Source organism: Bradyrhizobium sp. JHI2711, assembly GCF_056156565.1.
This window is the reverse complement of sequence record NZ_JBPZPT010000002.1, coordinates 1,362,970-1,386,451: the sequence shown is the minus strand read 5'-3', so window position 1 is coordinate 1,386,451 and position 23,482 is coordinate 1,362,970. Positions and strand designations below refer to the sequence as shown.

Genomic DNA, 23,482 nt, shown 5'->3' with positions numbered 1-23,482 from the left:
GGCCGGCGCTGTGCCATAGTGCGCGCCGCAAGCAAGCTTTACGTAACGGATGATACCGGCATGCGGTCTGGCACTTCCCGATCCACCATGGACATCGAGTACACCAAACTGTCCTCGCCCAGCGTCTTCCTGGTGCGGATGCTGGTCTTCCTGGTGCTGTGCACGCTGGTGAGCGTGGTGCTCTACAAGCAGATCGTCCAGGCCTTCTTCGCCAATCCCGGGCTCAACGCCCTGATCGGAGGGGTGCTGTTCATCGGCATCATCCTGGCCTTCCGCCAGGTCATCCGGCTCTATCCCGAAGTCTCCTGGGTCAACAATTTCCGCGTCGCCGATCCCGGCCTGGCGCCGGCCCGCCACCCCAAGCTGCTGGCGCCGATGGCTGCGATCCTCGGCGGGGAGCGTTCAGGGCGGATGACCATCACCCAGACCACGATGCGGCACCTGCTCGATTCGATCGCGACCCGCCTGGACGAGGCCCGCGACATCTCCCGCTACATGACCGGCCTCTTGGTTTTCCTCGGCCTGCTCGGCACCTTCTGGGGCCTGATCGAGACGGTGGGCTCGGTGGGCAAGGTGATCGACGGGCTCAAGGTCGGGAGCGATTCCGGGGCGCTGTTCGACACGCTGAAGGAAGGTCTCGCCGCCCCGCTCGGCGGCATGGGCATCTCCTTCTCCAGCTCGCTGTTCGGCCTTGCCGGCTCGCTGATCCTCGGCTTCCTCGATCTGCAATCGAGCCAGGCGCAGAACCGCTTCTACACCGATCTCGAAGACTGGCTCGCCACCACAGTGCGCGAGTATGGCAACGGCGAGGCGCCTGTCGCGACCGGCGGCGGCGTCGCCAGCGGCGAGCTTCAGGCCGCGGTCGAACGGCTGCGGTCCGTGCTCGAGGAAGGCAGCGCCGGCCGCGGCACCACCGCGGCGATGGCGAGCCTTGCCGAAGCCATCCAGGCGCTGGTCTCGCACATGCGCACCGAGCAGCAGATGATCCGCGAATGGGCCGACGGCCAGGGCGAGCAGAACCGCGAGATCCGCCGCCTGCTGGAGCGGATCGCGCGCCAGCCCGAGAAGAGTTGAGACGGTGTTGTGCCCCGGACGCGACGCAGCATGAAATGATGCATCGCTGAGCCGGGGCCCAGCGTCAGGGACAAGATGGGTCCCGGCTCTGCGCAGCAGCGTTGCACGCTGCACCGCGTCCGGGACACAAGAGTGGAGACGGATGACATGGCCCTTGCCCGCGCCCGCCGCAGCGAAGGCGGTCTCAACTACTGGCCCGGCTTCGTCGACGCGCTGTCGACGCTGGTGCTGTCGATCGTGTTCCTGCTGTCGGTGTTCCTCGTGGTGCAGTTCTTCCTGTCGCAGGAGGTCACCGGCAAGGACAAGGCGCTGGAGCAGCTCAACGCCAAGATCGCTCAGCTCAACGAGCTGTTGTCGCTGGAGAAGCTCGGCAAGCTCACCCTCGACGACCAGGTCTCGTCGCTGAAAGCCGGGCTCGCCTCGGCCGAGTCCGAGCGCGACCGCATCAAGGGTCTCTATGACGGCTTGGCTGCCGCCGGCAACGATGCGCAAGGCAAGACCGCCGAGCTCGGCAAGGCATTGGACTCGGAGAAGGCGGTCTCGGCGCGGGCGCTGGCGCAGATCGAGGTGCTGAACCAGCAGATCAGCGCGCTGCGCCGGCAATTGGCGGCGCTGGAGGAGGCGCTCGATGCCTCCGAGAAGCGCGACAAGGAATCGCAGAACCGCATCGCCGACCTCGGCTCCCGCCTCAACGTCGCCCTGGCGCAACGCGTGCAGGAATTGTCGCGCTACCGCTCGGAATTCTTCGGCCGGCTGCGCGCCATCCTCGGCAACCGCCCCGACATCCGCATCGTCGGCGACCGCTTCGTGTTCCAATCCGAAGTGTTCTTCGACACCGGCCAGGCGGTGCTGCTGCCCGAGGGCCGCGCCGAGCTCGACACCTTGGCAGCGGCGCTGATCGAGCTCGACAAGAAGATCCCGAGCGACATCCCCTGGGTGCTGCGCGTCGACGGCCATACCGACGTGCGGCCGGTGAGCGGCGCGAACTTCAGGTCGAACTGGGACCTGTCCGCGGCGCGCTCGATCTCAGTGGTGCAATATCTGGTCTCGCTCGGCGTGCCCGCCCAGCGCCTCGTCGCGGCCGGCTTCGGCGAATTCCAGCCGCTCGATACCGGCAACACCGAGGAGGCCTACAAGCGCAATCGCCGCATCGAGCTGAAGCTGACGGAGCGGTAGTGAGCGCGCTCCACCTCCGCCTTTACCGACCCGAAGACGAAGCCGTCGCGATCGATCTCTGGCATCGCACCTGGCAGCAGGCCTATCCGCAGATCGACTTCGCCGCACGGCTCGAATGGTGGCGCGAGCGCTGGCTGAGGGATCTGGTGCCGAAGGCCCAGATCGTGGTGGCGGAGCAGGACGGCGCGCTGGTCGGTTTCGTCACCATCGACGGCGAAGGCTATCTCGACCAGCTCGTCGTCGATCCCGCGCATTGGGGCTCCGATGCGGCAAGGCTGCTGGTGGACGAGGCCAAGCGCCTGTCGCCCTCGGGCGTCACGCTGCTCGTCAACAAGGACAATGCCCGCGCGATCCGCTTCTACGAGCGTAGCGGCTTCGCCCATGCGGGCGACGACGTGAACCCGACCTCGGGGCGGCCGGTGTTGAAGATGGTGTGGAAGGCGTGAGGTCCCCGGTACTTTCCGCCGTGTGAGGCGTCTACGCGCCCTCGAACTGCAGCCGCGCCAGCCGCGCATAGAGCCCGTTCGCCGCGACGAGCTCGGCATGCGTGCCCTGCTCGACGATCCGGCCCTGGTCCATCACCAGGATGCGGTCGCAGGAGAGCACGGTGGCGAGGCGGTGGGCGATGACGAGCGTGGTGCGGTGGCGCATCAGCTCTTCCAGCGCGGTCTGCACCAGCGTCTCGCTTTCGGCGTCGAGCGCGGAGGTGGCTTCGTCCAGCAGCAACAGCGGCGCGTCGCGCAGGATGGCGCGCGCGATCGCGATGCGCTGTCGCTGGCCGCCGGAGAGCGTCACGCCGCGCTCGCCGAGCGCAGTCTCGAAACCTTCGGGCAGGCGGCGGATGAATTCGGCGGCATGGGCGAGCTCGGCGGCGCGCTCGACCTCGGCATCGGTCGCATCGGGCCGGCCGAAGCGGATGTTCTCGCGGGCGCTCGCGGCGAACACCACGGATTCCTGCGGCACCAATGCGATGCGCGCGCGGAAATCGCCGGGGTCGGCGGACTTGACCGGCACGCCGTCGAGCGAGATCGTCCCGCTGCGCGGATCGTAGAAGCGCAGCAGCAGATGAAAGATGGTGCTCTTGCCGGCGCCGGAGGGACCGACGATCGCGACCTTCTCGCCGGGGCGCACGGTGAACGACACCGCATCGAGCACCTTGACGTCGGACCGCGCCGGATAGGCGAAGCTGACCCGATCGAAGCCGACCTCGCCGCGCGCCGGCGCCGGCAGCGCAAGCGGCGTCGCGGGCGCGGTGATCTCGGGCTTGACGTGGAGGATCTCGAACAGGCGCTCGGCCGCGCCCGACGCCGCCGAGACCTCGCCCCAGACCTCGCTGAGCTGGCCGAGGCCCGCTGCGGCAAACACCGCATACAGCACGAACTGACCGAGCCGGCCCGGCGTGATCGCACCGGTGAGCACGTCATGCGAGCCGATCCAGAGGATGGCGACCACGCTTGCGAACACGATGAAGATGATGATCGCCGTGAGCACGGCGCGGGCCTGGGTCGAGGTGCGCGCGGCTTCATAGGCCTGCTCGACCTCGCCGCCGAAACGCTTCTCGGCAAATTGCTCGCTGGTATAGGCCTGCACGGTGCGGATCGCGCCGACCAGCTCGCCGGCATAGGCGGAGGCGTCGGCGAGCGTGTCCTGCGCATTGCGCGACAGGCGCCGCACCCAGCGCCCGAACGCCACTAGCGGCAGCACGATCAAAGGGATGGCCAGCAGCACGAAGCCCGACAGCTTCGGGCTCGTGATCACCATCATCGCCGTCGCGCCGAGGAACATCATCAGGTTGCGCAGCGCGATCGAGACGGAGGCACCGACCGCCGATTTCAGCTGGGTGGTGTCGGCAGTGAGGCGCGAGATCAATTCGCCGCTGCGGGCGGAATCGAAGAAGGCGGGAGAGAGCGACAGTAGATGGCCGAAGACGTCGCGCCGGAGATCGGCGACGATGCGTTCGCCGATGCTCATCACGAGGTAGTAGCGCGCGGCGCTGGCGATCGCGAGCACGGCGACGACCGCGAGCATCACCGAGAAGTAGCTGTTGATCAGCTCGATGCCCTCGGGCGTCAGGCCGAAATCGATCATCCGGCGCACCGCGACCGGCACCAGCAGCGTGGTCAGCGCGGCGATCGTGAGCGCGACGAAGGCCAGCGCCGCGCGACCGCGATAGCGGATCACATACGGCGCGAGCGCGAGCAGCGGCCGCAACTTGGCGCGGCCCTTGGCCGGCGCTTCGATCAGCTCGGCCTCGATCGAGGGATTGTCCGCGGCGTTCATTGCGGGCCGTTCGACATCGTGGTCATCCAGCCGTTCCACTGCGCTCATGAGATCCGACCCGTTGCATTGATCTGCTCCCAATAGGCCGGTGCAGGAGTAGTGGCAAATCCGGGAAGTCCCTTAGGGGCAAACCCGGTCCAGCGCGCTGGCATGGCTTGTTTTGCGGGGTTTCGTGAGGTATAGAGCCGCCCAAATCCGTCATTCGCGAGCCACCCAAGAAGGCGCCGGAGCGCCGAGGAATTGCCATGAAAGCCGAAATTCACCCGAATTATCATACGATTAAGGTCGTCATGACCGACGGAACCGAGTACCTGACCCGCTCGACCTGGGGCAAGGAAGGCGACACGCTGAACCTCGACATCGATCCGAAGTCGCACCCGGCCTGGACCGGCGGCTCCGCCCAGATCATGGACCGCGGCGGCCGCGTCTCGCGCTTCCAGAAGAAGTTTTCGGGCTTTCTCAAGAAGGATTGAGCCGGCCGCAAGGCTGGAGATGAAAACGCCCCCGGGAGACCGGGGGCGTTTTTGTTTTGGGGCTGTCATTCCGGGGCGCGACGAAGTCGCGAGCTACGATGCGCAATTGCGCATCTGAGAATCCATAACCTCGATCGGGAGTATGGATTCCGGGCCCGCGCCAAGAGGCGCGTCCCGGAATTACGATTGTTGATAGACCCTACCGCTCGAACGCGGCCTTCAGCGCGTTGAGGTGCGGCACCAGCGGGTTGCCGATCGTGGCCTGCTCGGCCGGCGGGGTGTGGATCGTGCTGTCGAGGCGGCGGACGCGGGTCTGCAGGCTCATCGAGCGATGGATCAGGTCCTGAAGCTGCGCGGGCAGCTTCTCGATGGTGTCGGCGGGACCGGGATCGGCGGCGGTAAGCTTGACCTTGGTCTTCTCGCGATTGGCCTGGCTTAGCGTCATCTCGCCTTCCTTGACCGCGCGGTGCAGCAGCAGCCAGGAGGCGAGCTGCATCAGGCGCGTCGTGAGGCGCATGCTCTCGGTCGCATAGGTGAGGCTGACGGCGCGGTCGAGCGCCTTGGCCTCGACGCGGCCGGCGCCGTCGAGATAGGCGGCGGTCTCCTCGACGAGGTCCATGCCCTCACGGAACAAATTGCCGAACGCCGCAGAATTGGTGAATCGCTCACTGAGCTGAACGAGCGCGCCGTCGGCCTGCAAACGTTCCATGGTTAACGCCTCTTACGCAACTGTTTGACTGCCCGGCTTTGCCGCCGGCTTATGATGAACAAATCATTGCGCGGGCGGGACGCGGAGTCCAGTGACAAGCGCGGATATGGTTTCCGCGGGTCAATCCTTTCGAATGCAACCGGGATGAGAGGTGCAAACGGGGCAGTGAACGCAAAAAAGAGCCGCCGGAGACCGGCGGCTTTGAAAGTTGATAACAGGGAGGCGTCAAACAGAGTGGACAGGAGCCACTCGGTGTCCAAACGAGGACAGTTCCAGTCATAAACCCGAAAGCTTAATCTGAAGTAAACGAGCTAATTTTTTCAGAGTTCATTAGTCATGTGAGCCAGTGGCCGAGTGTGCTGCGGGAACAGACTCTCCGTCGTCATTCCGGGGCGCGACGAAGTCGCGAGCCCGGAATGACGAGGCGGGGAAAGTTCGGCCCACGCGTCCGGGACGACAGTCGTTGTGTGGCGACCACTACGACTTGAAAATACTGTTCGCCGCATCGCGCGAGGCGCGCTTCTTGGCGGCGGCTTCTTCCAGTCTTGCGATCTCGGTCTTGAGCAGCGCGACGCGCTCGGTCAGTTCCTCCACTGACAAAAGTGAGAGGTCCTGTCCAATTTCATGACTGATCTTCTTGCGCGGGCGGTCGTCGTCTTCGATCGGCATCGTCGCTCCTCCTCTCCGTCCGCGGGTCGGACCAGATGGCCTGAGGCGGTTGCCAGCCTGCACCGCGCTGGCTAAGCAAGGGCCTCGTTTCCTCCCGCACTTTTGCTCAAGGACACATCATGGACAAGCTGCCCGCGCAAATGACCGTGGTCGCCATCTCCAAGCCCGGCGGGCCGGAGGTGCTGGTGCCGGAGCAACGCAGTGTTCCGCAGCCAGGCCCCGACGAGATCCTGGTCAAGGTCGAAGCTGCCGGCGTCAACCGGCCCGACGTGGCGCAGCGCTCCGGCGCCTATCCGCCGCCGCCCGGCGCCAGCGACCTGCCCGGCCTCGAGATATCAGGCGAAGTCGTTGCGGTCGGCAGCAACGCCGAGCGGCACAAGGTCGGCGACAAGGTGATGTCGCTGGTCGCCGGCGGCGGCTATGCGCAGTACTGCATCGCCCAGGACGCCCAGGCGATGAAAGTGCCGCCGGCGCTGTCGATGAAGGAAGCCGGCGCGCTGCCGGAAACCCTGATGACGGTCTGGCACAATGTGTTCGAACGCGGCGGCCTCAAGGCCGGCGAGACGCTGCTGATCCATGGCGGCTCGTCCGGCATCGGCACTATGGCCATTCAGCTTGCCAAAGCCTTCGGTGCGAAAGTGTTCGTCACCGTGGGATCGCAGGACAAGATCGACGCCTGCCTCAAACTGGGGGCCGACCGCGCCATCAACTACAAGACCGAAGACTTCGTCGCCGTGGTGAAGGCGGAGACCAACAACGTTGGCATCAACCTGATCCTCGACATGGTCGCCGGCGACTATGTCGACCGCAACTATGATGCCGCCGCGGTCGACGGCCGCATCGTCCAGATCGCGACCCTCAACGGCCCCAAGGTCAGCGTCAACATCGCCAAGGTGATGGTCAAGCGCCTGACCCATACCGGCTCGACCTTGCGCCCCCGTAGTAATGCGGACAAGGCGGCGATGGTGGCCGCGATCGAGCAGAAAGTGATGCCGCTTTTGCGCGAAGGCCGCGTCAAGCCGGTGATGGACAGCACTTTCCCGCTGGAAAAGGCGGCAGACGCCCACCGGCGCATGGAAACGAGCGCACATATTGGCAAAATTGTGTTGGAGGCCTAGGCCGCTGGCCGACAGGGCAAGCCGGAAACCCTTTGATTTTCCTCGCTTTCGTGGCATCTATCGCGACGCACCGAACCGCATCGGTCCGGTCAGAAATCGCCTTCTAGATTTGCCTTGCACTGACGAGTTTGCGTCGAACGCGGAGAACTGACCTTGCGTCTGATCAGGTGCCTCGCGCCCATCGCGCTGGGCCTCATGATTCTTGTCGCCGCGTATCCTGCGCGCGCGCTCGACGCCGTCAGCGTCCGTAGCGACGCGCCCGCGATCGACCTCACCGGCGTGCTCGAGCATCAGCGCAGCGATGCCGATCGTATCCAGGTCTCCACCGCACCCGGCACCGACGGCATCGTCCGCCGCATCGAGGTGCGCGCCCGCGAGGGCGGACAGAACTGGGTGGTGTTCGCGCTCGCCAACAACACCGACGACCAGCTCGACCGCCTGATCGTCGCTCCGCATTACCGCATCGTCTCCTCGGGATTGCTCTGGCCCGACCTCGGCCTGTCGCGCATCGCGACCATCACGCCCTCGATCGGCGACCGCCCGGAACGGCAGGAAAGCGCCACCGCGGACGTGTTCCGCATCACGCTCGACCCCGGCGCCGTCGTCACCTTCGTCGCGGAACTGCGCACCGACAAGCTGCCGCAGCTCTATCTGTGGGAGCCGGAAGCCTACAAGGACAAGGTCAACTCCTTCACGCTGTACCAGGGCATCGTGATCGGCATCTCCGGGTTGCTCGCGCTGGTGCTGACCATCCTTTTCGTGGTGAAGGGCAGCATCATGTTCCCCGCCGCGGCGGCGCTGGCCTGGGCGGTGCTGGTCTATATCGGCGTCGATTTCGGCTTCTGGGGCAAGGTGCTCGACATGTCGAACAACGCCGAGCGCATCTGGCGCGCGGCGGGCGAAGCGATCCTGGCGGCGACACTCCTGGTGTTCCTGTTCGCCTATCTCAATCTCAGCCGCTGGCACGTGCGCTATTCGCACATCACGGTCGGCTGGCTCGCGTTCCTTGGCTCGCTGGTGGCGCTCGCGCTCTTCGACCCGGCGGTGGCTTCCGGCATCGCACGCATCTCGCTGGTGCTGATCGCCTTCGCCGGTTTCGCGCTGATCGTCTATCTCTCCACCCACGGCTTCGACCGCGCCGTGCTCTTGATCCCGACCTGGTTCCTCCTCGTGGTCTGGGTGGTCGCGGCCGGCATGACGGTGGCGGGCTCGGTCACCAACGACATCGTCGGCCCGGCCCTGCTCGGCGGCCTCGTGCTGATCGTGATGCTGATCGGCTTTACGGTGATGCAGCACGCCTTTGCCGGCGGCGGCGCCAGCACCGGCGTCGTCTCCGACATCGAGCGGCGCGCTTTGGCGCTGGCCGGCTCCGGCGACCTGATCTGGGACTGGGACGTATCCGCCGACAAGGTGTTCACCAGTCCCGAGACCGAAGCCCTGCTCGGGCTGAAGCGCGGCACGCTGGAAGGCCCGGCGGCGTCTTGGCTAGAGGTGCTGCATCCGCTCGACCAGGACCGTTTCCGCGCCGCGCTCGACAGCGTGCTCGACCAGCGCCGCGGCCGCCTCGTGCAGGATTTCCGTCTGCGCACGCCGGACGGCCACTTCATGTGGTTCGCGCTCAAGGCGCGCCCGGTGGTCGGCTCGGACGGCGAGGTCTCGCGCGTGGTCGGCACGCTCACTGACGTCACCGAGCTGCGCAACGCCGAGGAGCGCCTGCTGCACGATTCCGTGCATGACAATCTCACCGGCTTGCCCAACCGAAAACTGTTCATGGACCGGCTGGGCGCGGTCGCGCATTTCGCCAAGACCATGCCGACGCTGCGGCCGACGCTGATGGTGATCGACCTCGACCGCTTCAAGCAGGTCAACGATTCCGTCGGCATCGCGGTCGGCGATTCCATCCTGCTCACGCTGGCGCGCCGCCTCACCCGCATCCTGAAGCCGCAGGACACGCTGGCGCGGATGGCCGGCGACCAATTCGGCCTGATCCTGCTGTCGGAGCAGGACCCGGCCCGCATCACCGCTTTCGCCGAGACCATCCGCAAGACCATCCGCGCGCCGATCGCCTTCAACGACCGCGAGATCTTCCTCACCGCGTCGATCGGCCTCGCGCTCTCCGATCCGCAAACCCAGCTCACGGACGAGATCATCAAGGACGCCGAGCTGGCGATGTATCACTCCAAGCGGATCGGCGGCGACCGCATCGACGTCTACAAGCCGGCGATGCGGGCGCGCAAGACCGACCGCCTGACGCTGGAGAGCGAGTTGCGCCGCGCCATCGAGCGCCAAGAGATCACGATCCTGTACCAGCCGATCGTGCGGCTGGAGGATCGCTCCATCGCCGGTTTCGAGGCCCTGGCGCGCTGGGACCACCCGAAGCTCGGACGCATGGCGCCCTCCGAGTTCATCACCATCGCCGAGGAGACCGGGTTGATCGTCGACCTCGGCATGTTCGTGCTCGACCAGACCGCCAAGCAGCTTTCGGTGTGGCAGCGGGCGATGCGCTCGCGCGAGCCGATCTTCGCTTCCGTCAACGTCTCCTCGCGGCAGCTGCTGCGCCACGATTTGATCCACGATGTCCGTACCGTGCTGTCGCGCTCCTCGGTGGCGCGCGGCACGCTCAAGCTCGAGCTGACGGAATCGCTGGTGATGGAGAATCCGGAGCACGCAGCCCAGATGCTGACCCGGATCCGCGAGCTCGGCACCGGGCTGTCGCTCGACGATTTCGGCACAGGCCACTCCTCGCTGGCCTATCTGCAGCGCTTCCCGTTCGACACTATCAAGATCGACCAATCGTTCGTACGCACCACCAGCCGCGGCACCCGCCCCGTGATCCTGAAGTCGATCATCGCGCTCGCGCATGACCTCGGCATGGACGTCGTCGCCGAAGGCGCCGAGACCGATTCGGACGCCGTCGAGCTCTACCAGATGGGCTGCGAATACGCGCAAGGTTTTGCCTTCGGCGAGCCGATGGACGCGGACGCGGCGATGCGGCTGCTCACGGAAGTGCGGCTGGAAGCTGCCAGCTGATCTTCCCCTCTCCCCTTGCGGGAGAGGGTCCGCTCGCAAGCGAGCGGGGGTGAGGGGTATCTCTCCCCACGTCCAAATCCATCTGAATGCGCGGAGACATACCCCTCATCCGGCGCTTCGCGCCACCTTCTCCCGCAAGGGGAGAAGGGAAGTCACGCACTAGCGCCGCCGCTCACCCTTCTGCTTCCTGAACCGTACGCTCTGGCCGTCCGGCATGCGTGTCGCCACGAAGCCGGCGGCGAGGCAGGCTTCGCGTTGCGGCATCTGGATGTCGGGGCTGCGAAGGCTGTCCCACCATGAGGCACGCTGGGCCGCGCGCGGCAGCGCCGCGCCGATGATCTCCTCGATCTGCTCAAAGCTCAGCACGAGCTCCTCCTGCTTCTGCCGCAGCAGATAATCGCGCAACGCGTCGTAGTCGTTCACACTCGTCCTCTCGTCCGGGGCGAAGTCAGGCTGCTCAAAACCGTCAGCCGCATAAACCGATTCTTAACTCATTGCGGCAGCGCCGTCGCGGCTTAAACACTACGCAAGCTTTCGGGCGCATCCACTATGGACAGGAGCGAAAAATGTTCTCTGGATGGCGCGACGTTGCGGCCCGCCGGCCGTGGCGGATTTCGGCGAAGCTGCTGATCATCTCGTCCGTGGTGACGGTGATCGGTTTTTCCGCCATTTGCGTCAACGTCATGCTCGACATGCGCCGCGGCGAGGAGGCACTCGCCCGCCAGACGCTGGAGAACCTCGCGACCACGATCGAGTCCGACGTCAGCCGCAACGTCGAGATCTACGATTTGTCGCTGAAGGCGGTGGCCAGCAACATGCTGCTGCCCGAGCTGGCGACGGTCTCAAAGACGATCCGTCACCTGATCCTGTTCGACCACGCGACCACCGCCAAACATTTCGGCGCCATCCAGGTGTTCGACGCCGAGGGCCGGCTGACCATCGATGCCTCCACGCTCGATCCCCTGCCCGAGGACCGCAGCGAGGAGCACTACTTCAAGGTCCACCGGGATAATCCCGGCGCAGGCCTGTTCATCAGCCGTCCCATGCTGTTTCGCGGCGCCTACTCGATCGTGCTGAGCCGGCGCATCAGTGACGCTGACGGCGGCTTCATGGGCGTGGTCGCCGGCTCGATCCGCTTCAGCTATTTCCACGAGCTGTTCGATCGGCTCACCCTCGACCCTGAGGACACCATCACCGTGCTCAAGCGCGACCGCACCATCATCATGCGGCGACCGTTCGATCTCGACATCATCGGCACGAACCTGAACGACCGTCAGAACTGGAAGGCCGACAATCTCAGGGTCGGCGCCGCCTATTCGGGACAGGGCCCGGTCGATGCGACCCCGCGGCTCTATGTCCGCAGCAAGAACAATGGTCCGCTGTTCGTGGTCGCCGGCAAGCCTTTGGCCGCGGTGTTCGCACTCTGGCAAAGGGAGGCGCTCCGCATCGGCACCGTGGTGCTGGCGCTCATCCTGTTCGTGCTGGGATCGACCCTCGTGCTCGCGCGCGAGATCGGCCGGCGCGCCGAGGCCGAGCGCAAGCTCGAGGAGTTGGCGACGACCGACGCGCTCACGGGCTTGAAAAACCGCCGCAAATTCGATTCCGTCATCGACGTCGAATGGCGGCGCGCCATGCGCCAGAAGGCGCCGATCGCGCTGCTCATGATCGATACCGATCACTTCAAGGCCTACAACGACACGTTCGGCCATCAGGCCGGCGATCAGGTGCTGGTCGGCATCGCCATCTGCATTTCCGATTCGGTGAGCCGCGCCGGCGATTGCGCGGCGCGCTATGGCGGCGAGGAATTCGCCGTGCTGCTGCCGAACACCTCGGCCACTGAGGCCCACAAGGTGGCGGAGATGATCCGCCTCAAGGTGCAGGGCTGGTCCGACGATCAGGCGATGTCGACGGTGTCCTGCGGCATCGCGAGCCTCGTCCCCGCCGCCGGCATGGACTGGCCGCTACTGGTTGCCGCCGCCGACAAGGCGCTCTACGCCGCCAAGGCCGGCGGGCGCAACCAGTCGGTGGTGGCGAGCCTGCCGCAGCTGTCGCTGGTGGCGTGAGGCGGTCTCTCGCTCTCGTCATTGCGAGGAGCTCTTGCGACGAAGCAATCCAGACTTCCTCAGCGGAAGGATTCTGGATTGCTTCGCTTCGCTCGCGATGACGGCGGGAGCTACTGCCCCAGATACTTCTTCATCTCCGCGACCAGGCCGTCGCGCAATTCCGGCCGCTTCAAGCCATAGGCGATGTTGGCGCGCAGGAAGCCGGGCTTGGAGCCGCAATCATGGCGCTCGCCCTCGAACTCGACGCCGTAGAATTTCTGCGTCTTGGCAAGCCCGATCATGGCGTCGGTGAGCTGGATCTCGCCGCCGGCGCCGCGCTCCTGGGTCTCCAGGATCTTGAAGATCTCGGGCTGCAGGATGTAGCGGCCGGTGATCGAAAGGTTGGAGGGCGCGGTGCCCTTGGCCGGCTTCTCGACCATGCCGTCGACCTCGAACATCTTGCCGTTGCGCTTGCCGACGCCGCAAATGCCGTATTGATGGGTCAGGTGATCGGGCACCGCTTCGACCGCGATCAGGTTGGATTTCTCGCCGAGCGAGGACGCTATCTCGATCATCTGCTTCAGGCAGCCGGGCGTGTTGAGCACGAGCTCGTCCGGCAGCACGACGGCGAACGGCTCGTTGCCGACGATGTCGCGCGCGCACCAGACCGCGTGGCCGAGGCCGAGCGGCGCCTGCTGGCGGGTGAAGCTGACCGCGCCGGCTTCGGGCTGGTTCTGCGCCAGGATATCCTGCTCGGCTTTCTTGCCGCGCGCGGCCAGCGTCGCGTCGAGCTCGAACATCCGGTCGAAATGATCCTCGATGACAGCCTTGTTGCGGCCGGTGACGAAGACAAAGTGCTCGATGCCGGCTTCCTTCGCCTCGTCATAGACGTATTGGATCAGCGGCTTGTCGACGATGGTCAGCATTTCCTTCGGCATCGCCTTGGTGGCAGGCAGGACGCGGGTGCCGAGGCCGGCGACGGGGAATACGGCTTTGCGAATCTTCATGGGATCGATCGAATACCTTGGGGCACATGGGACGGGAGCAATGGCATCCTTGCTAGCCTGTTTGCAGCCGCCAACAAAGGCGGATGTGGGGCCTCGCCCCGACGGAGTTAAGAAAAAGGCCGCCACCAAAATTTCACCTTTGTTAAGCTATTGGCAACGCTAACCAGGCCTCCTGTGGCGGGTTTTTCAGGCCGACGGGTGGAACATGATGCAATCAATGGCGGGACTGGCGACACGGGCTGGCGGCGCGGTCGTTGCGGCCGCTTTGCTGCTGCCGGCCGGCGCACACGCCCAGGCGCAGAACGGCCTGTCCAACCTGTTCGGCGGCATCTTCTCGGGATCGAACCCGGCACCGGCGCAACCCACACCTGGCCCGAGCGGCGCGCCGACGGGTCCATTGCCGTGGAGCGGCGAGGACGGCGCCTCCGGCCATCCCTTGATGACGGCCGCCGCGATCCGCGAGGCTGCCGGCAATTTCAACAATTGCGTCGCTGCGATGTGGCCCGATGCCGCACGACGCGGCGTCACGCAGGAGAACTTTCAGCGCTTCACCGCCGGGCTCTCACCCGACCTGCGCATCATGGACCTCATGGATTCGCAGCCGGAATTCACCAAGTCGATCTGGGCCTATCTCGACATCCTGGTGAACGACAACCGCCTCGCCAAGGGCCGCGAGGTCCTCGCCAAATACAAGACGCAGTTCGACGCCACCGAAAAGGCCACCGGTGTCGACCGCTACATCATCGCCTCGATCTGGGGCATCGAGTCCAATTACTCGACGCAGATCGGCGATCGCAGCGTGCTGCAATCGACCGCGACGCTCGCCTGCATCGGCCGCCGCCAAGCCTATTTCAAGGACGAATTCCTCTCCGCGCTGGAGATCCTCAACCGCGGCGATTTGCGTCCGGAGCAGCTGCGCGGCTCCTGGGCCGGCGCCTTCGGCCCGACCCAGTTCATGCCGACCGCGTTCAAGCGCTTCGCGGTGGACGGCGACGGCGACGGCCGGCGCGACGTCGTCGACAATCCGACCGACCTGATCGCGTCGACCGCCAACAATCTGAAGAAGGACGGCTGGCAGCCAGGCCAGACCTGGGGCTACGAGGTCGTGGTACCGCAAGGCTTCAACTACATGTTGGCCGACCGCGCCAAGGCGATGCCGATCGCGCAATGGGAGAAGCTCGGGCTCAAGCGTCCGAACAACCAGGCCTTCCCGCATCCTGCGGACAAGGCTTACCTCCTGGCACCCGCCGGCGCGCAGGGACCGGGCTTTTTGATGCTGCAGAATTACCGCGTCATCATGAAGTACAACCCGGCGGAAGCCTATGCGCTGGCGATCGGCCATTTCGCCGACCGCCTGCGCGGGGGACAGCCTTTCGTGCAGCCCTGGCCGCGGCAGGAGCGCGAGCTGTCCCGCACCGAACGGCTGGAGCTGCAGCAGCTGCTGGCTCAGCGCGGCTACTACAAGGGCACCCCGGACGGCCAATTCGGCGGCATGACCAGGGAGGCCCTGCGCAACTTCCAGGCCTCGATCGGGGTCCCCGCCGACGGTTTTGCCTCCTCCGACGTGCTGGACCGGCTGCGCGGGCGGTAAAATCGCGCTCGAAGTAACCTTGAAGGGGGATTTTGGCTGATAGCCTTGACCGGGACTGGTGTTCCCCGGTCTATGGACAAGAATCTGCGATGGAATTTGCCCGTTTGGCGCCTGATTCCGTTATTATATTGAGCTAACTCCGATCCCCCATTGCGCGTGCCCGAGATCGCATGTCGAAGAAGTCCCTGTTCAAGGCGCTGACCGAGACCGGCCCGTTGATCGCGCTGGGGACGGCGCTTGCGATCCTGGTGTCGGTGGCGGCACCCGCTTCGGCGCAGTTCTTCAACTTCCCTGGCTTCGGCGGTCCGCCGCAGCGTTCGGCCCCACCACCGCCACCACGGGGCGGCGGAGGTGGCGGATGGTTCGGCGGCGACTTCTTCGCACCCTTCCAGCCGCCGCCGCAGGCGCCGCGCCAGGATTTTTCACGCGCGCCGGCACCGGCCAAGCGCGACACGATTCCTGAGAAGAACGTGCTGGTGATCGGCGATGCCATGGCCGACTGGCTCGCCTATGGCCTCGAAGACGCCTACGCCGAGCAGCCCGACATGGGCGTGATCCGCAAGCACAAGACCACGTCCGGCCTGATCAGGTACCAGCCCAAGGGCGAGCCCGCGGACTGGGCCGCGGCGGCCAAGGGCATTCTCGAGACCGAAAAGCCCGACGTGATCGTCGTCATGCTCGGCCTCAACGACCGCGTCGCGATCCGCGAGCCGGCCGCCGACAAACCCGACAAGCCGGCCGCGGAGAAGGACAAAGATAAGAAGAACGACAAGGGTGCGCGCGCAAAGCCGCAAGGCAAGCCCAGCGACGCCAAGCCCGGCGACAGCGCCGCCAAGCCGGACGATAAGCCTGCCGACGCCGACCTGCCGCAGGACGACGCCGACAATGCCGACACGCCGGCAGCCGCGCCGGAAAAGACCGCGCGCAATCCGAACGGCCTCTACGAATTCCGTGACGAGCGCTGGGTCGAGCTCTACGGCAAGAAGATCGAGGAGCTCGCGGCCGTCCTCAAAACCAAGGGCGTGCCGGTGCTCTGGGTCGGCCTGCCCGCGGTCCGCGGACCGAAGGGCACCGCGGACACGCTGTTCCTGGATTCGCTGTACCGTGAGGGCGCGGCCAAGGCCGGCATCACCTATGTCGACGTATGGGACGGCTTCGTCGACGAAGCCGGCCGCTTCCTGCAGAAGGGCCCGGACTTCGAAGGCCAGATCCGCCAGCTCCGCAGCTCCGACGGCATCTATTTCACCAAGGCCGGCGCGCGCAAGCTCGCGCATTATGTCGAGCGCGAGATCACGCGTCTGCTTGCCGGACGCTCCGGCCCGATCGCGCTGCCGAGCGAGCCCGCGACGCCCGACACCAGCGCCGAGCCGGGCAAGCCCGCGCCGCGGCCGTTGGCCGGACCGATCGTGCCGCTGGTTGCAGCCTCGATCTCGACCGATCAATTGCTGGGCGGACCGGGCACGCGTCCCGCCGCCGTCGATGCGCTCGCCGCCAAGACCATGGTAAAGGGTGAACCGCTGGCAGCCCCGGCCGGCCGCGCCGACGATTATGCCTGGCCGCGCCGGGAAGTCGGCCGCGAGCAGGCCAAGGGCGATACGCCGATGGCGGCAACGACGCCGGACGGCGGGGCGGCTCAGGGCGCACCGGGCGCCGCCGCCGCGATCGCACCGCCAAAGCTCGCGCCGAAGAAGCCGCAGGTCGCCCCGCAACTGCCGGCCCAGGCAACGCCCACATTCCGTGATTTCTTCGGCTTCGGCTCGCCACAGCCCCCGCCGCCGCGCCAAATGGCGCCGCCGCCCGGGCCGCGCAATCCGAATCCCAATCCTGGGATCCCGCGTCCGCCGGCTAACGTCGGCCGTTCCGCCGAGATGTTCCGGTAAGGTAAGATCTCGTGTCCCGGACGCAACGCTGCACCTTCTGGTGATGCGGCGCAGAGTCGGGACCCAATTCGTGCGGCATTCAGAAAAGATGGCCCCGGCTCAGCGATGCAGCGTCTCACGCTGCATCGCTGAGCCGGGGCACGCGTGACAGGCGTTTCGGCAACTAGCCGTAATAGCGCCAGCGTGACGGCGGGCGGCGGGCAGGACGCGACATCAGCAGCGCCAGCGCGAAGCCGATGCCGCCGGCAACCAGCAGCGCGCCGAGCGGATTGTCCTGCACCTTCTGCGCAATGGCCTTCGAGCCGTCGCGGAAAGTCTCACCACTGTTCTCGTAGGCGTCCTTGGCATAGCCCGCGGCGGTGTCCGTGGCGTCGCGCACGGCATCCTTGGCCTGGCCGTAGAGATTCTGCACCGTGCCCGCGGCTTCCCGCGCCTTGCCCGACGCCTGCGTCTTGGCATCGCCTGCCATGTCTCCGATCGCGCCTTCCGCGCGTCCGGCATATTCCTTCGCCGATCCAACAATCCGATCCGTGTCCATGATGATCCTCCTCGGTGGTCAGCCGAAGTAACCGATCAGACGCAGCGCGGTTCCTTAGGCTCTCCTATAGAATCAGGCCGCCATCGACGACCAGCGTCTGGCCGATGATGTAGGACGACAGCGGCGAGGCCAGGAACAGCGCCGCGCCCGCCATGTCGGCCGGCGTACCCAATCGCCGCAGCGGGATGCGTGCGAGCGCGCCTTCGAGCCGCTTCGGATTGTCGGTCGTCACCTTCGTCATCTTGGTGTCGACGAGCCCTGGCGCGATGCCGTTGACGCGGATGCCGTCCTCGGCCCAGGCCTCGCCCAGCGTCCGCGTCAATCCGACCGCACCGGTCTTCGAGGCATTGTAGGCGGGATTGCCCATGGTGGAATGATAGGCCGCGGTCGAGGACACGATGATCAGCGCGCCCTTCGCGTCCCGCAACATGGAATGAAAGCGCGTCGCGCAGGCCATCAGGCTCATCAGATTGATCTCGACGACCTTGCGGAAGCCCGCCATCTCGAATTCGCCGCGGCGGTAGATCACCGCGCCCTGCGCGAGCACCAGGATGTCGAGACGGTCGAACGACGGCTTGAATGCTTCGATCGCACCGGAATTGCCGACATCGAGCTGCGCGTAAGCAAGACCTTCGAGATCGGAGCCTTCGTCGGCTGAATATTCCGTTGCGCGAGCACGCGTGCCGCAGACGGCAACAGCTGCGCCCTTGGCGCGAAAGGCCTGCGCGATGCCGTTGCCGATGCCGCTGGAACCGCCGACCACCAGCACCTGCTTGCCTGAGTAATCGAGCTCATTTGCCATTGTCGGCCTCCCCTTTTGTTTTCTGCTTGTTTGACCTGTCTGCGGATCGATGCCAGCCTTGTCAATCACAACAAGAACCAGCTCGGCGCGAGGGAACAGCATGTCCGACGTCAGGGAGCTCAGCCGGTCCGTGAAGGGGCTCACCGTGCTCGTCACTGGCGCAGCCAGCGGCATGGGGCGCGCCACAGCGCGCGTGTTCGGAAACGAAGGTGCGAACGTCGCCGTCACCGATTTCGACGAGCAAGGCGCGCAGGACGTCGCCAGGGAGATTGCGGCAAGCGGAGGCGCGGCAAGGGCGTGGAAGCTCGACGTCGCCGACGGCGGCGAAATCAAACGTGTGGTCGGCGATGTCGCCGCGCATTTCGGCGCCCTCGACATCGTCGTCAACAATGCCGGCATCTCCGTGCGCGTCGCGATCGACGATGAGGGCTACGAGGACGCCTGGGCGAAGGGCATCGCCGTGATGCTGACGGCGCACCCACGCATCATCCGCGCCGCGCTGCCGCACTTGCGCAAGTCGAAGAGTCCCCGCATCGTCAACATCGCCTCGACCGAGGCGCTCGGCGCCACCGCATTGCACAGCCCGTATTCGGCCGCGAAGGGCGGCGTCGTGAGCCTCACCCGCTCGCTGGCGGTGGAGCTCGGCCGCGAGGGCATCACCGTCAACTGCATCTGCCCCGGACCGATCCGCACAAAAATCACCGACCGCATCCCGGAGGAGCACAAGACCATCTACGCCAAGCGCCGCACCGCACTCGGCCGCTACGGCGACCCTGAAGAGGTCGCGCATATGACGCTGAGCCTGTGCCTTCCGGCGGCGTCCTTCCTCACCGGCGCGGTGATCCCGGTCGATGGCGGGCTGATGGCGCGGAACGCGTGAGAGCCATGCGCGCGGCGCGTTGACATCGCCGGATGCGGGAGTCATTTTTTCCACAAACAGAGCGGGGAAACCGCTCGTAGATGCGGGAGGAACGCAATGACCATCGCCATCCGGCAGCTTCAGAAACATTTCGTCGGCGAGGTGTCCGGCCTCGACTTGCGCAAGCCGCTCACGCCGGATCAGGCGCGCGAGATCGAGGCCGCGATGGACAAGTACGCGGTGCTCGTCTTCCACGACCAGGACATCACCGACGAGCAGCAGATGGCATTCGCGCTGAATTTTGGCCAGCGCGAGGAGGCGCGCGGCGGCAACATCACCAAGGCGGATGAACACCGCCTCACCTCAGGCCTGAACGACGTCTCCAACCTCGGTAAGGACGGCAAGCCGCTGCCCAAGGACAGCCGCGCCAATCTGTTCAACCTCGGCAATTGCCTGTGGCACTCGGACAGCTCGTTCCGTCCGATCCCCGCAAAATTCTCGCTGCTATCGGCGCGCGTGGTGAACCCGAAGGGCGGCAACACCGAGTTCGCCGACATGCGCGCGGCCTATGACGCGCTCGACGACGAGACCAAGGCGGAGATCGAGGATCTCGTCTGCGAGCATTCGCTGATGTATTCGCGGGGATCGCTCGGCTTCACCGAATACACCGACGAAGAGAAGGAGATGTTCAAGCCGGTGCTGCAACGGCTGGTGCGCACGCACCCCGTGCATCGCCGCAAGTCGCTGTATCTGTCATCGCATGCCGGCAAGGTCGTCGGCATGAGCATGCCCGAGGGGCGGCTATTGCTGCGCGATCTGACCGAGCACGCCACGCAACCCGAGTTCGTCTACGTGCACAAATGGAAGCTGCATGACCTCGTGATGTGGGACAACCGCCAGACCATGCACCGCGTCCGCCGCTACGACCAGTCCCAGCCCCGCGACATGCGCCGCGCGACGGTGGCAGGGACGGAGCCGACGGTGCAGCAGCAGGCGGCGGAGTAGGCCGGGTCGGAGTAGCCACAAATTCGGTCGTCGTCCCGGACAAGCGGAGCGCTGGGCAACGCGTAGCGTTGTCCGGCGCGAAGCGCCGATCCGGGACGACAGCGGAGAATAACTGAGGGCAGTGGAGAGTGTGGCAATAGCGGCCGATAACGCTACGCGTGCCCGGCCTCGTTCGAGAGCATACCGGGGTCGATGCCGATCTTCTGCAAAGCGCGATTGTACTTGTCCTCGACGTCGTCGCCGAAAATCAGATCCGCGTCCGCGTCGCAATGCAGCCAGCCGTTGCTCTGGATCTCCGTCTCGAGCTGGCCCGGCGCCCAGCCGGCATAGCCGAGCGCGAGGATGGCGTGCTTGGGGCCGGAGCCGTTGGCGATGGCGCGCAGAATGTCGACCGTCGCGGTCAGGCAGACGCCGTCATCGATCCGCAGCGTGGCGTTCTCGATGTAGAAGTCGCTGGAATGCAGCACGAAGCCGCGCCCGGTGTCGACCGGCCCGCCCCGCAGCACCTTCATACTTTCGGCATTCTCCGGCAGCTTGATGTGCTCGCCCTTCTTGATGATGCCGAGCTGCTGCAAGAGCTCGGGGAAATCGATGCTGCCGGCGGGGTGGTTCACGATGATGCCCATCGCCCCCTCCGCCGAATGGGCGCAAAGATAGATCACCGAGCGCTCGAAGCGGGAATCGCCCATCACGGGCATTGCGATCAGGAGCCGGCCGTCGAGATAGCCGCCGGAACTGGGCAGCGCGGCGCCCGAGCTGCGGGTGCTTTCGCCCGTCCTCTTGCCTGTGGGAGCCATCGCTCGAGCACTCCGGTTTCAATTCCTATCCTGATGTCGGGCCGGGCGGCTGTCAAATCAAGGGTTGCGGCGAGTTGATTCGGGTGCATCCATCACAAGCAATTCAATGGTTTGGCCCTGGGTGACCCTGTAAAGACGTGCCATGTCCAGCATTGTTCCCCTGCGTGCGGCGATTGGCGTCGCGACAACCCTGCTCGCGTCGTCGTTGGCTATCGCGGCCCGTGCCGATGACGCATCGCCTTGGCAGCGCGATGGACATTCCGCGGTGCGGCTCCTGGCGGGCTCGCGCAGCGGCGCGGTGCTGCTCGGCGGTATCGCCTTCCAGCTGCAGCCCGGCTGGAAGACCTACTGGCGGTCGCCCGGCGATTCCGGCGTTCCCCCCCGGTTCGACTTCTCCAAGTCCGACAATGTCGAGGCGGTGACGGTGATGTGGCCGGCACCGCTGAAGTTCGATGACGGCGCGGGCGGCCATTCGATCGGCTATCGCGACCAGGTCGTGCTGCCCCTGCGCATCGTCGCCAAGGCCGCGGACAAGCCGGTGACCTTGAGGGCCGAGATCAACTACGCGGTGTGCGAGAAGCTCTGCATTCCCGTAGAGGCCAGCGCCGAGCTCGGCTTCAACAGCGTCGCCTCGACCGAGGACGCGAACTTGCGTGCCGCGCTCGACACCGTGCCGAAGCCCGCCAATATCGGCGACCCCAACCCGCTCACCATTCGCGACGTCAAGCGGGACGGGCCCAAGAACGTAGTGGTCGATGTGGTGGCGCCGGACAGCCGCAAGGTCAATCTGTTCGTGGAAGGCCCGACGCCCGATTGGGCGCTGCCGATTCCGGCGCCGGTGCAGCCCAGCCCGCCCGGGGTCGTGCGCTTCTCGTTCGAGCTCGACGGGCTGCCGCCGGGCGCCAAGCCCGAGGGCGCGGCGCTGAAGTTCACGCTGGTCGGGCCGGAGAAGGCGTACGAGTTCAACACGAATTTGAACTAGCGTCCGCCCAACCGAATCTTAACGAATGGTTGCTAATCCCTCGCCTGCCGCTGCAGGTCGCTGGGGATTGTTCGAATTGGCCGTGATGGATGCACCACCCGCAACGACCGGACCGGCCGGGCTGGTCGCGCGGCTGCGTGCCAAGCTCGCGGGCGGATCGAGCGAGGCGTCGCTGACGCGGCGGCTCGCCGGCACCATCTTCATCATTCGCGTCATCAGCGCCGGCCTCGCTTATGTCTCGCAGGTGCTGCTGGCGCGCTGGATGGGCACGTCCGATTACGGCATCTACGTCTATGTCTGGACCTGGGTGCTGCTGCTCGGCAGCATGATGGATTTCGGCATCTCGGCCTCCGCGCAGAAAATCATTCCGGAGTACCGCGCCAACGGCGCGCACGCGCTGCTGCGCGGCTTCCTGTCCGGCAGCCGCTGGCTGACCTTTGCCGTGTCCACGCTGACGTCGCTCGGCCTTGCTGGCATCGTCAAATTGCTGTCGCCCTGGATCGATCCCGCCGAGGTGCTGCCGCTCTATATCGGCTGCATGACGCTGCCCGCTTTCGTGGTCGCCAACACCCAGGACGGCATCGCGCGCTCGCACGACTGGGTGCAACTCGGCCTGATGCCGCAATTCATCATCCGCCAGGCGCTGATCATCGGCATCACGGCGCTCGCCTTCCTGCTCGGCTATCACCTCGGCGCCGTCGCCGCGATGGTCGCAAGCCTTTGCGCGGTATGGATCGCGATGGCCGGGCAGATGGTGGTGCTGAACCGCAAGCTCGCCGATCACATCACACCGGGACCGAAGGCCTATGACGTCAAGGGCTGGCTCGCCGTCTCGCTACCGATCCTGCTGGTCGAGAGCTTCTACCTGCTCCTGTCCTACACCGACGTGCTGGTGCTGCAGCAATTCCGTCCCTCGGACGAGGTCGGCGTCTATTTCGCCGTGGTGAAGACGCTGGCGCTGGTCTCGTTCATCCACTACGCGATGTCAGCCACGACGGCACACCGCTTCGCCGAATACAATGCCAGCGGCGACAAGGCGCGCCTGTCGGCCTACGTCGCGCATGCCATCACCTGGACGTTCTGGCCGTCGCTGGCCGCGACCATCGTGCTGCTCGCGCTCGGCAAGCCGCTGCTCTGGCTGTTCGGGCCGCAATTCACCGTCGGCTACGACATCATGTTCGTCGCCGCGATCGGGCTCGTGGTCCGCTCTGCGATCGGGCCGGTCGAGCGCCTGCTCAACATGCTCGGCCAGCAGAAGATCTGCGCGCTCGCCTATGCGCTAGCCTTCATGATGAACCTCGTGCTCTGCATCGCGCTGGTGCCGCGCTACGGCGGCCATGGCGCCGCGGCTGCAACCTCGATCTCCCTCACCTTCGAGACGGTGCTGCTGTTCTGGATCGTGCGGCAGCGGCTGGGGCTGCACGTGCTGGCGTTCGGACGTTAGCCATCA

21 protein-coding genes are annotated in these 23,482 nt (G+C 65.8%); 13 read left to right on the top strand and 8 right to left on the bottom strand.

Annotation, left to right across the window (positions count from 1 at the left end; translation table 11 throughout):
* Positions 1–60 precede the first annotated feature (60 nt).
* The 3 genes from ACTEK7_RS19040 (at position 61) to ACTEK7_RS19030 (ending at position 2,696) form a co-directional block, all read left to right on the top strand.
* Complete coding sequence (locus ACTEK7_RS19040) at positions 61–1,074, top strand: hypothetical protein (protein WP_036021706.1); 1,014 nt, start codon at positions 61–63, stop codon at positions 1,072–1,074.
* Between the two features lie 147 nt (positions 1,075–1,221).
* The gene (locus ACTEK7_RS19035) at positions 1,222–2,250 is read left to right on the top strand and encodes a peptidoglycan -binding protein (protein WP_036021776.1); all 1,029 of its coding nucleotides are present in this window, start codon (positions 1,222–1,224) and stop codon (positions 2,248–2,250) included.
* Complete coding sequence (locus ACTEK7_RS19030) at positions 2,250–2,696, top strand: GNAT family N-acetyltransferase (RefSeq protein ID WP_225126377.1); 447 nt, start codon at positions 2,250–2,252, stop codon at positions 2,694–2,696. Before ACTEK7_RS19035 ends, ACTEK7_RS19030 begins: the two co-directional genes overlap by 1 nt.
* A gap of 31 nt (positions 2,697–2,727) precedes the next feature.
* On the opposite strand, the gene ACTEK7_RS19025 is transcribed toward ACTEK7_RS19030, so the two are convergent.
* Positions 2,728–4,578: an ABC transporter ATP-binding protein/permease gene (locus ACTEK7_RS19025; RefSeq protein WP_225146408.1), complete on the bottom strand. Its 1,851-nt coding sequence runs from the start codon at positions 4,576–4,578 to the stop codon at positions 2,728–2,730.
* A gap of 197 nt (positions 4,579–4,775) precedes the next feature.
* Between ACTEK7_RS19025 and rpmE the strand changes: the two genes are divergently transcribed.
* On the top strand, positions 4,776–5,003 hold the full coding sequence (rpmE, locus tag ACTEK7_RS19020; RefSeq protein ID WP_027573780.1) for a 50S ribosomal protein L31: 228 nt from the start codon (positions 4,776–4,778) through the stop codon (positions 5,001–5,003).
* Between the two features lie 199 nt (positions 5,004–5,202).
* Here the strand turns inward: rpmE and rcdA are convergent, their stop codons facing one another.
* Complete coding sequence (gene rcdA, locus ACTEK7_RS19015; protein WP_035998279.1) at positions 5,203–5,712, bottom strand: protease adaptor protein RcdA; 510 nt, start codon at positions 5,710–5,712, stop codon at positions 5,203–5,205.
* A gap of 477 nt (positions 5,713–6,189) precedes the next feature.
* Entirely contained in the window at positions 6,190–6,381 is a 192-nt protein-coding gene (locus ACTEK7_RS19010; RefSeq protein WP_035998277.1) for a DUF1192 domain-containing protein, read from the bottom strand.
* A gap of 119 nt (positions 6,382–6,500) precedes the next feature.
* Here ACTEK7_RS19010 and ACTEK7_RS19005 point away from each other — a divergent pair, with 119 nt between their 5' ends.
* Positions 6,501–7,499 carry an NAD(P)H-quinone oxidoreductase gene (locus tag ACTEK7_RS19005; protein WP_225146407.1) on the top strand — a complete coding sequence of 333 codons (999 nt, stop codon included), beginning with the start codon at positions 6,501–6,503 and terminating at the stop codon, positions 7,497–7,499.
* A 153-nt stretch (positions 7,500–7,652) separates the two neighbouring features.
* A complete protein-coding gene (locus ACTEK7_RS19000; protein ID WP_035998272.1) occupies positions 7,653–10,529 on the top strand; it encodes an EAL domain-containing protein in 2,877 nt (958 codons plus the stop codon).
* 159 nt (positions 10,530–10,688) lie between these two features.
* Here the strand turns inward: ACTEK7_RS19000 and ACTEK7_RS18995 are convergent, their stop codons facing one another.
* Positions 10,689–10,952, bottom strand: a complete 264-nt coding sequence (locus ACTEK7_RS18995) for a DUF7662 domain-containing protein (RefSeq protein ID WP_035998268.1) — start codon at positions 10,950–10,952, stop codon at positions 10,689–10,691.
* Positions 10,953–11,095: 143 nt separating this feature from the next.
* On the opposite strand from ACTEK7_RS18995, the gene ACTEK7_RS18990 reads away from it, so the two are divergent.
* Positions 11,096–12,592, top strand: coding sequence for a sensor domain-containing diguanylate cyclase (locus tag ACTEK7_RS18990; protein ID WP_225146406.1), 1,497 nt, complete (start codon positions 11,096–11,098; stop codon positions 12,590–12,592).
* A 110-nt stretch (positions 12,593–12,702) separates the two neighbouring features.
* On the opposite strand, the gene ACTEK7_RS18985 is transcribed toward ACTEK7_RS18990, so the two are convergent.
* Positions 12,703–13,578, bottom strand: coding sequence for a UTP--glucose-1-phosphate uridylyltransferase (locus ACTEK7_RS18985; RefSeq protein ID WP_225126387.1), 876 nt, complete (start codon positions 13,576–13,578; stop codon positions 12,703–12,705).
* 205 nt (positions 13,579–13,783) lie between these two features.
* Between ACTEK7_RS18985 and ACTEK7_RS18980 the strand changes: the two genes are divergently transcribed.
* Both ACTEK7_RS18980 and ACTEK7_RS18975 read left to right on the top strand, forming a co-directional pair.
* Positions 13,784–15,169, top strand: a complete 1,386-nt coding sequence (locus ACTEK7_RS18980) for a lytic murein transglycosylase (RefSeq protein WP_225126389.1) — start codon at positions 13,784–13,786, stop codon at positions 15,167–15,169.
* 170 nt (positions 15,170–15,339) lie between these two features.
* Positions 15,340–17,049 carry an SGNH/GDSL hydrolase family protein gene (locus ACTEK7_RS18975; RefSeq protein ID WP_225146405.1) on the top strand — a complete coding sequence of 570 codons (1,710 nt, stop codon included), beginning with the start codon at positions 15,340–15,342 and terminating at the stop codon, positions 17,047–17,049.
* A 163-nt stretch (positions 17,050–17,212) separates the two neighbouring features.
* Here ACTEK7_RS18975 and ACTEK7_RS18970 read toward each other — a convergent pair whose 3' ends face one another.
* Both ACTEK7_RS18970 and ACTEK7_RS18965 read right to left on the bottom strand, forming a co-directional pair.
* The gene (locus ACTEK7_RS18970) at positions 17,213–17,587 is read right to left on the bottom strand and encodes a CsbD family protein (protein ID WP_035998251.1); all 375 of its coding nucleotides are present in this window, start codon (positions 17,585–17,587) and stop codon (positions 17,213–17,215) included.
* A gap of 64 nt (positions 17,588–17,651) precedes the next feature.
* Positions 17,652–18,389, bottom strand: coding sequence for an SDR family NAD(P)-dependent oxidoreductase (locus ACTEK7_RS18965; protein ID WP_036021684.1), 738 nt, complete (start codon positions 18,387–18,389; stop codon positions 17,652–17,654).
* A gap of 100 nt (positions 18,390–18,489) precedes the next feature.
* On the opposite strand from ACTEK7_RS18965, the gene ACTEK7_RS18960 reads away from it, so the two are divergent.
* Entirely contained in the window at positions 18,490–19,269 is a 780-nt protein-coding gene (locus tag ACTEK7_RS18960; protein ID WP_074447693.1) for an SDR family NAD(P)-dependent oxidoreductase, read from the top strand.
* 96 nt (positions 19,270–19,365) lie between these two features.
* The gene (locus ACTEK7_RS18955) at positions 19,366–20,253 is read left to right on the top strand and encodes a TauD/TfdA dioxygenase family protein (protein ID WP_035998242.1); all 888 of its coding nucleotides are present in this window, start codon (positions 19,366–19,368) and stop codon (positions 20,251–20,253) included.
* Positions 20,254–20,405: 152 nt separating this feature from the next.
* Here the strand turns inward: ACTEK7_RS18955 and ACTEK7_RS18950 are convergent, their stop codons facing one another.
* The gene (locus tag ACTEK7_RS18950) at positions 20,406–21,050 is read right to left on the bottom strand and encodes a YqgE/AlgH family protein (protein WP_035998239.1); all 645 of its coding nucleotides are present in this window, start codon (positions 21,048–21,050) and stop codon (positions 20,406–20,408) included.
* A 142-nt stretch (positions 21,051–21,192) separates the two neighbouring features.
* Between ACTEK7_RS18950 and ACTEK7_RS18945 the strand changes: the two genes are divergently transcribed.
* Positions 21,193–22,032 carry a protein-disulfide reductase DsbD domain-containing protein gene (locus tag ACTEK7_RS18945; RefSeq protein WP_035998237.1) on the top strand — a complete coding sequence of 280 codons (840 nt, stop codon included), beginning with the start codon at positions 21,193–21,195 and terminating at the stop codon, positions 22,030–22,032.
* Between the two features lie 76 nt (positions 22,033–22,108).
* Entirely contained in the window at positions 22,109–23,476 is a 1,368-nt protein-coding gene (locus ACTEK7_RS18940; RefSeq protein WP_425248872.1) for a flippase, read from the top strand.
* The last annotated feature ends 6 nt before the right edge of the window (positions 23,477–23,482 follow it).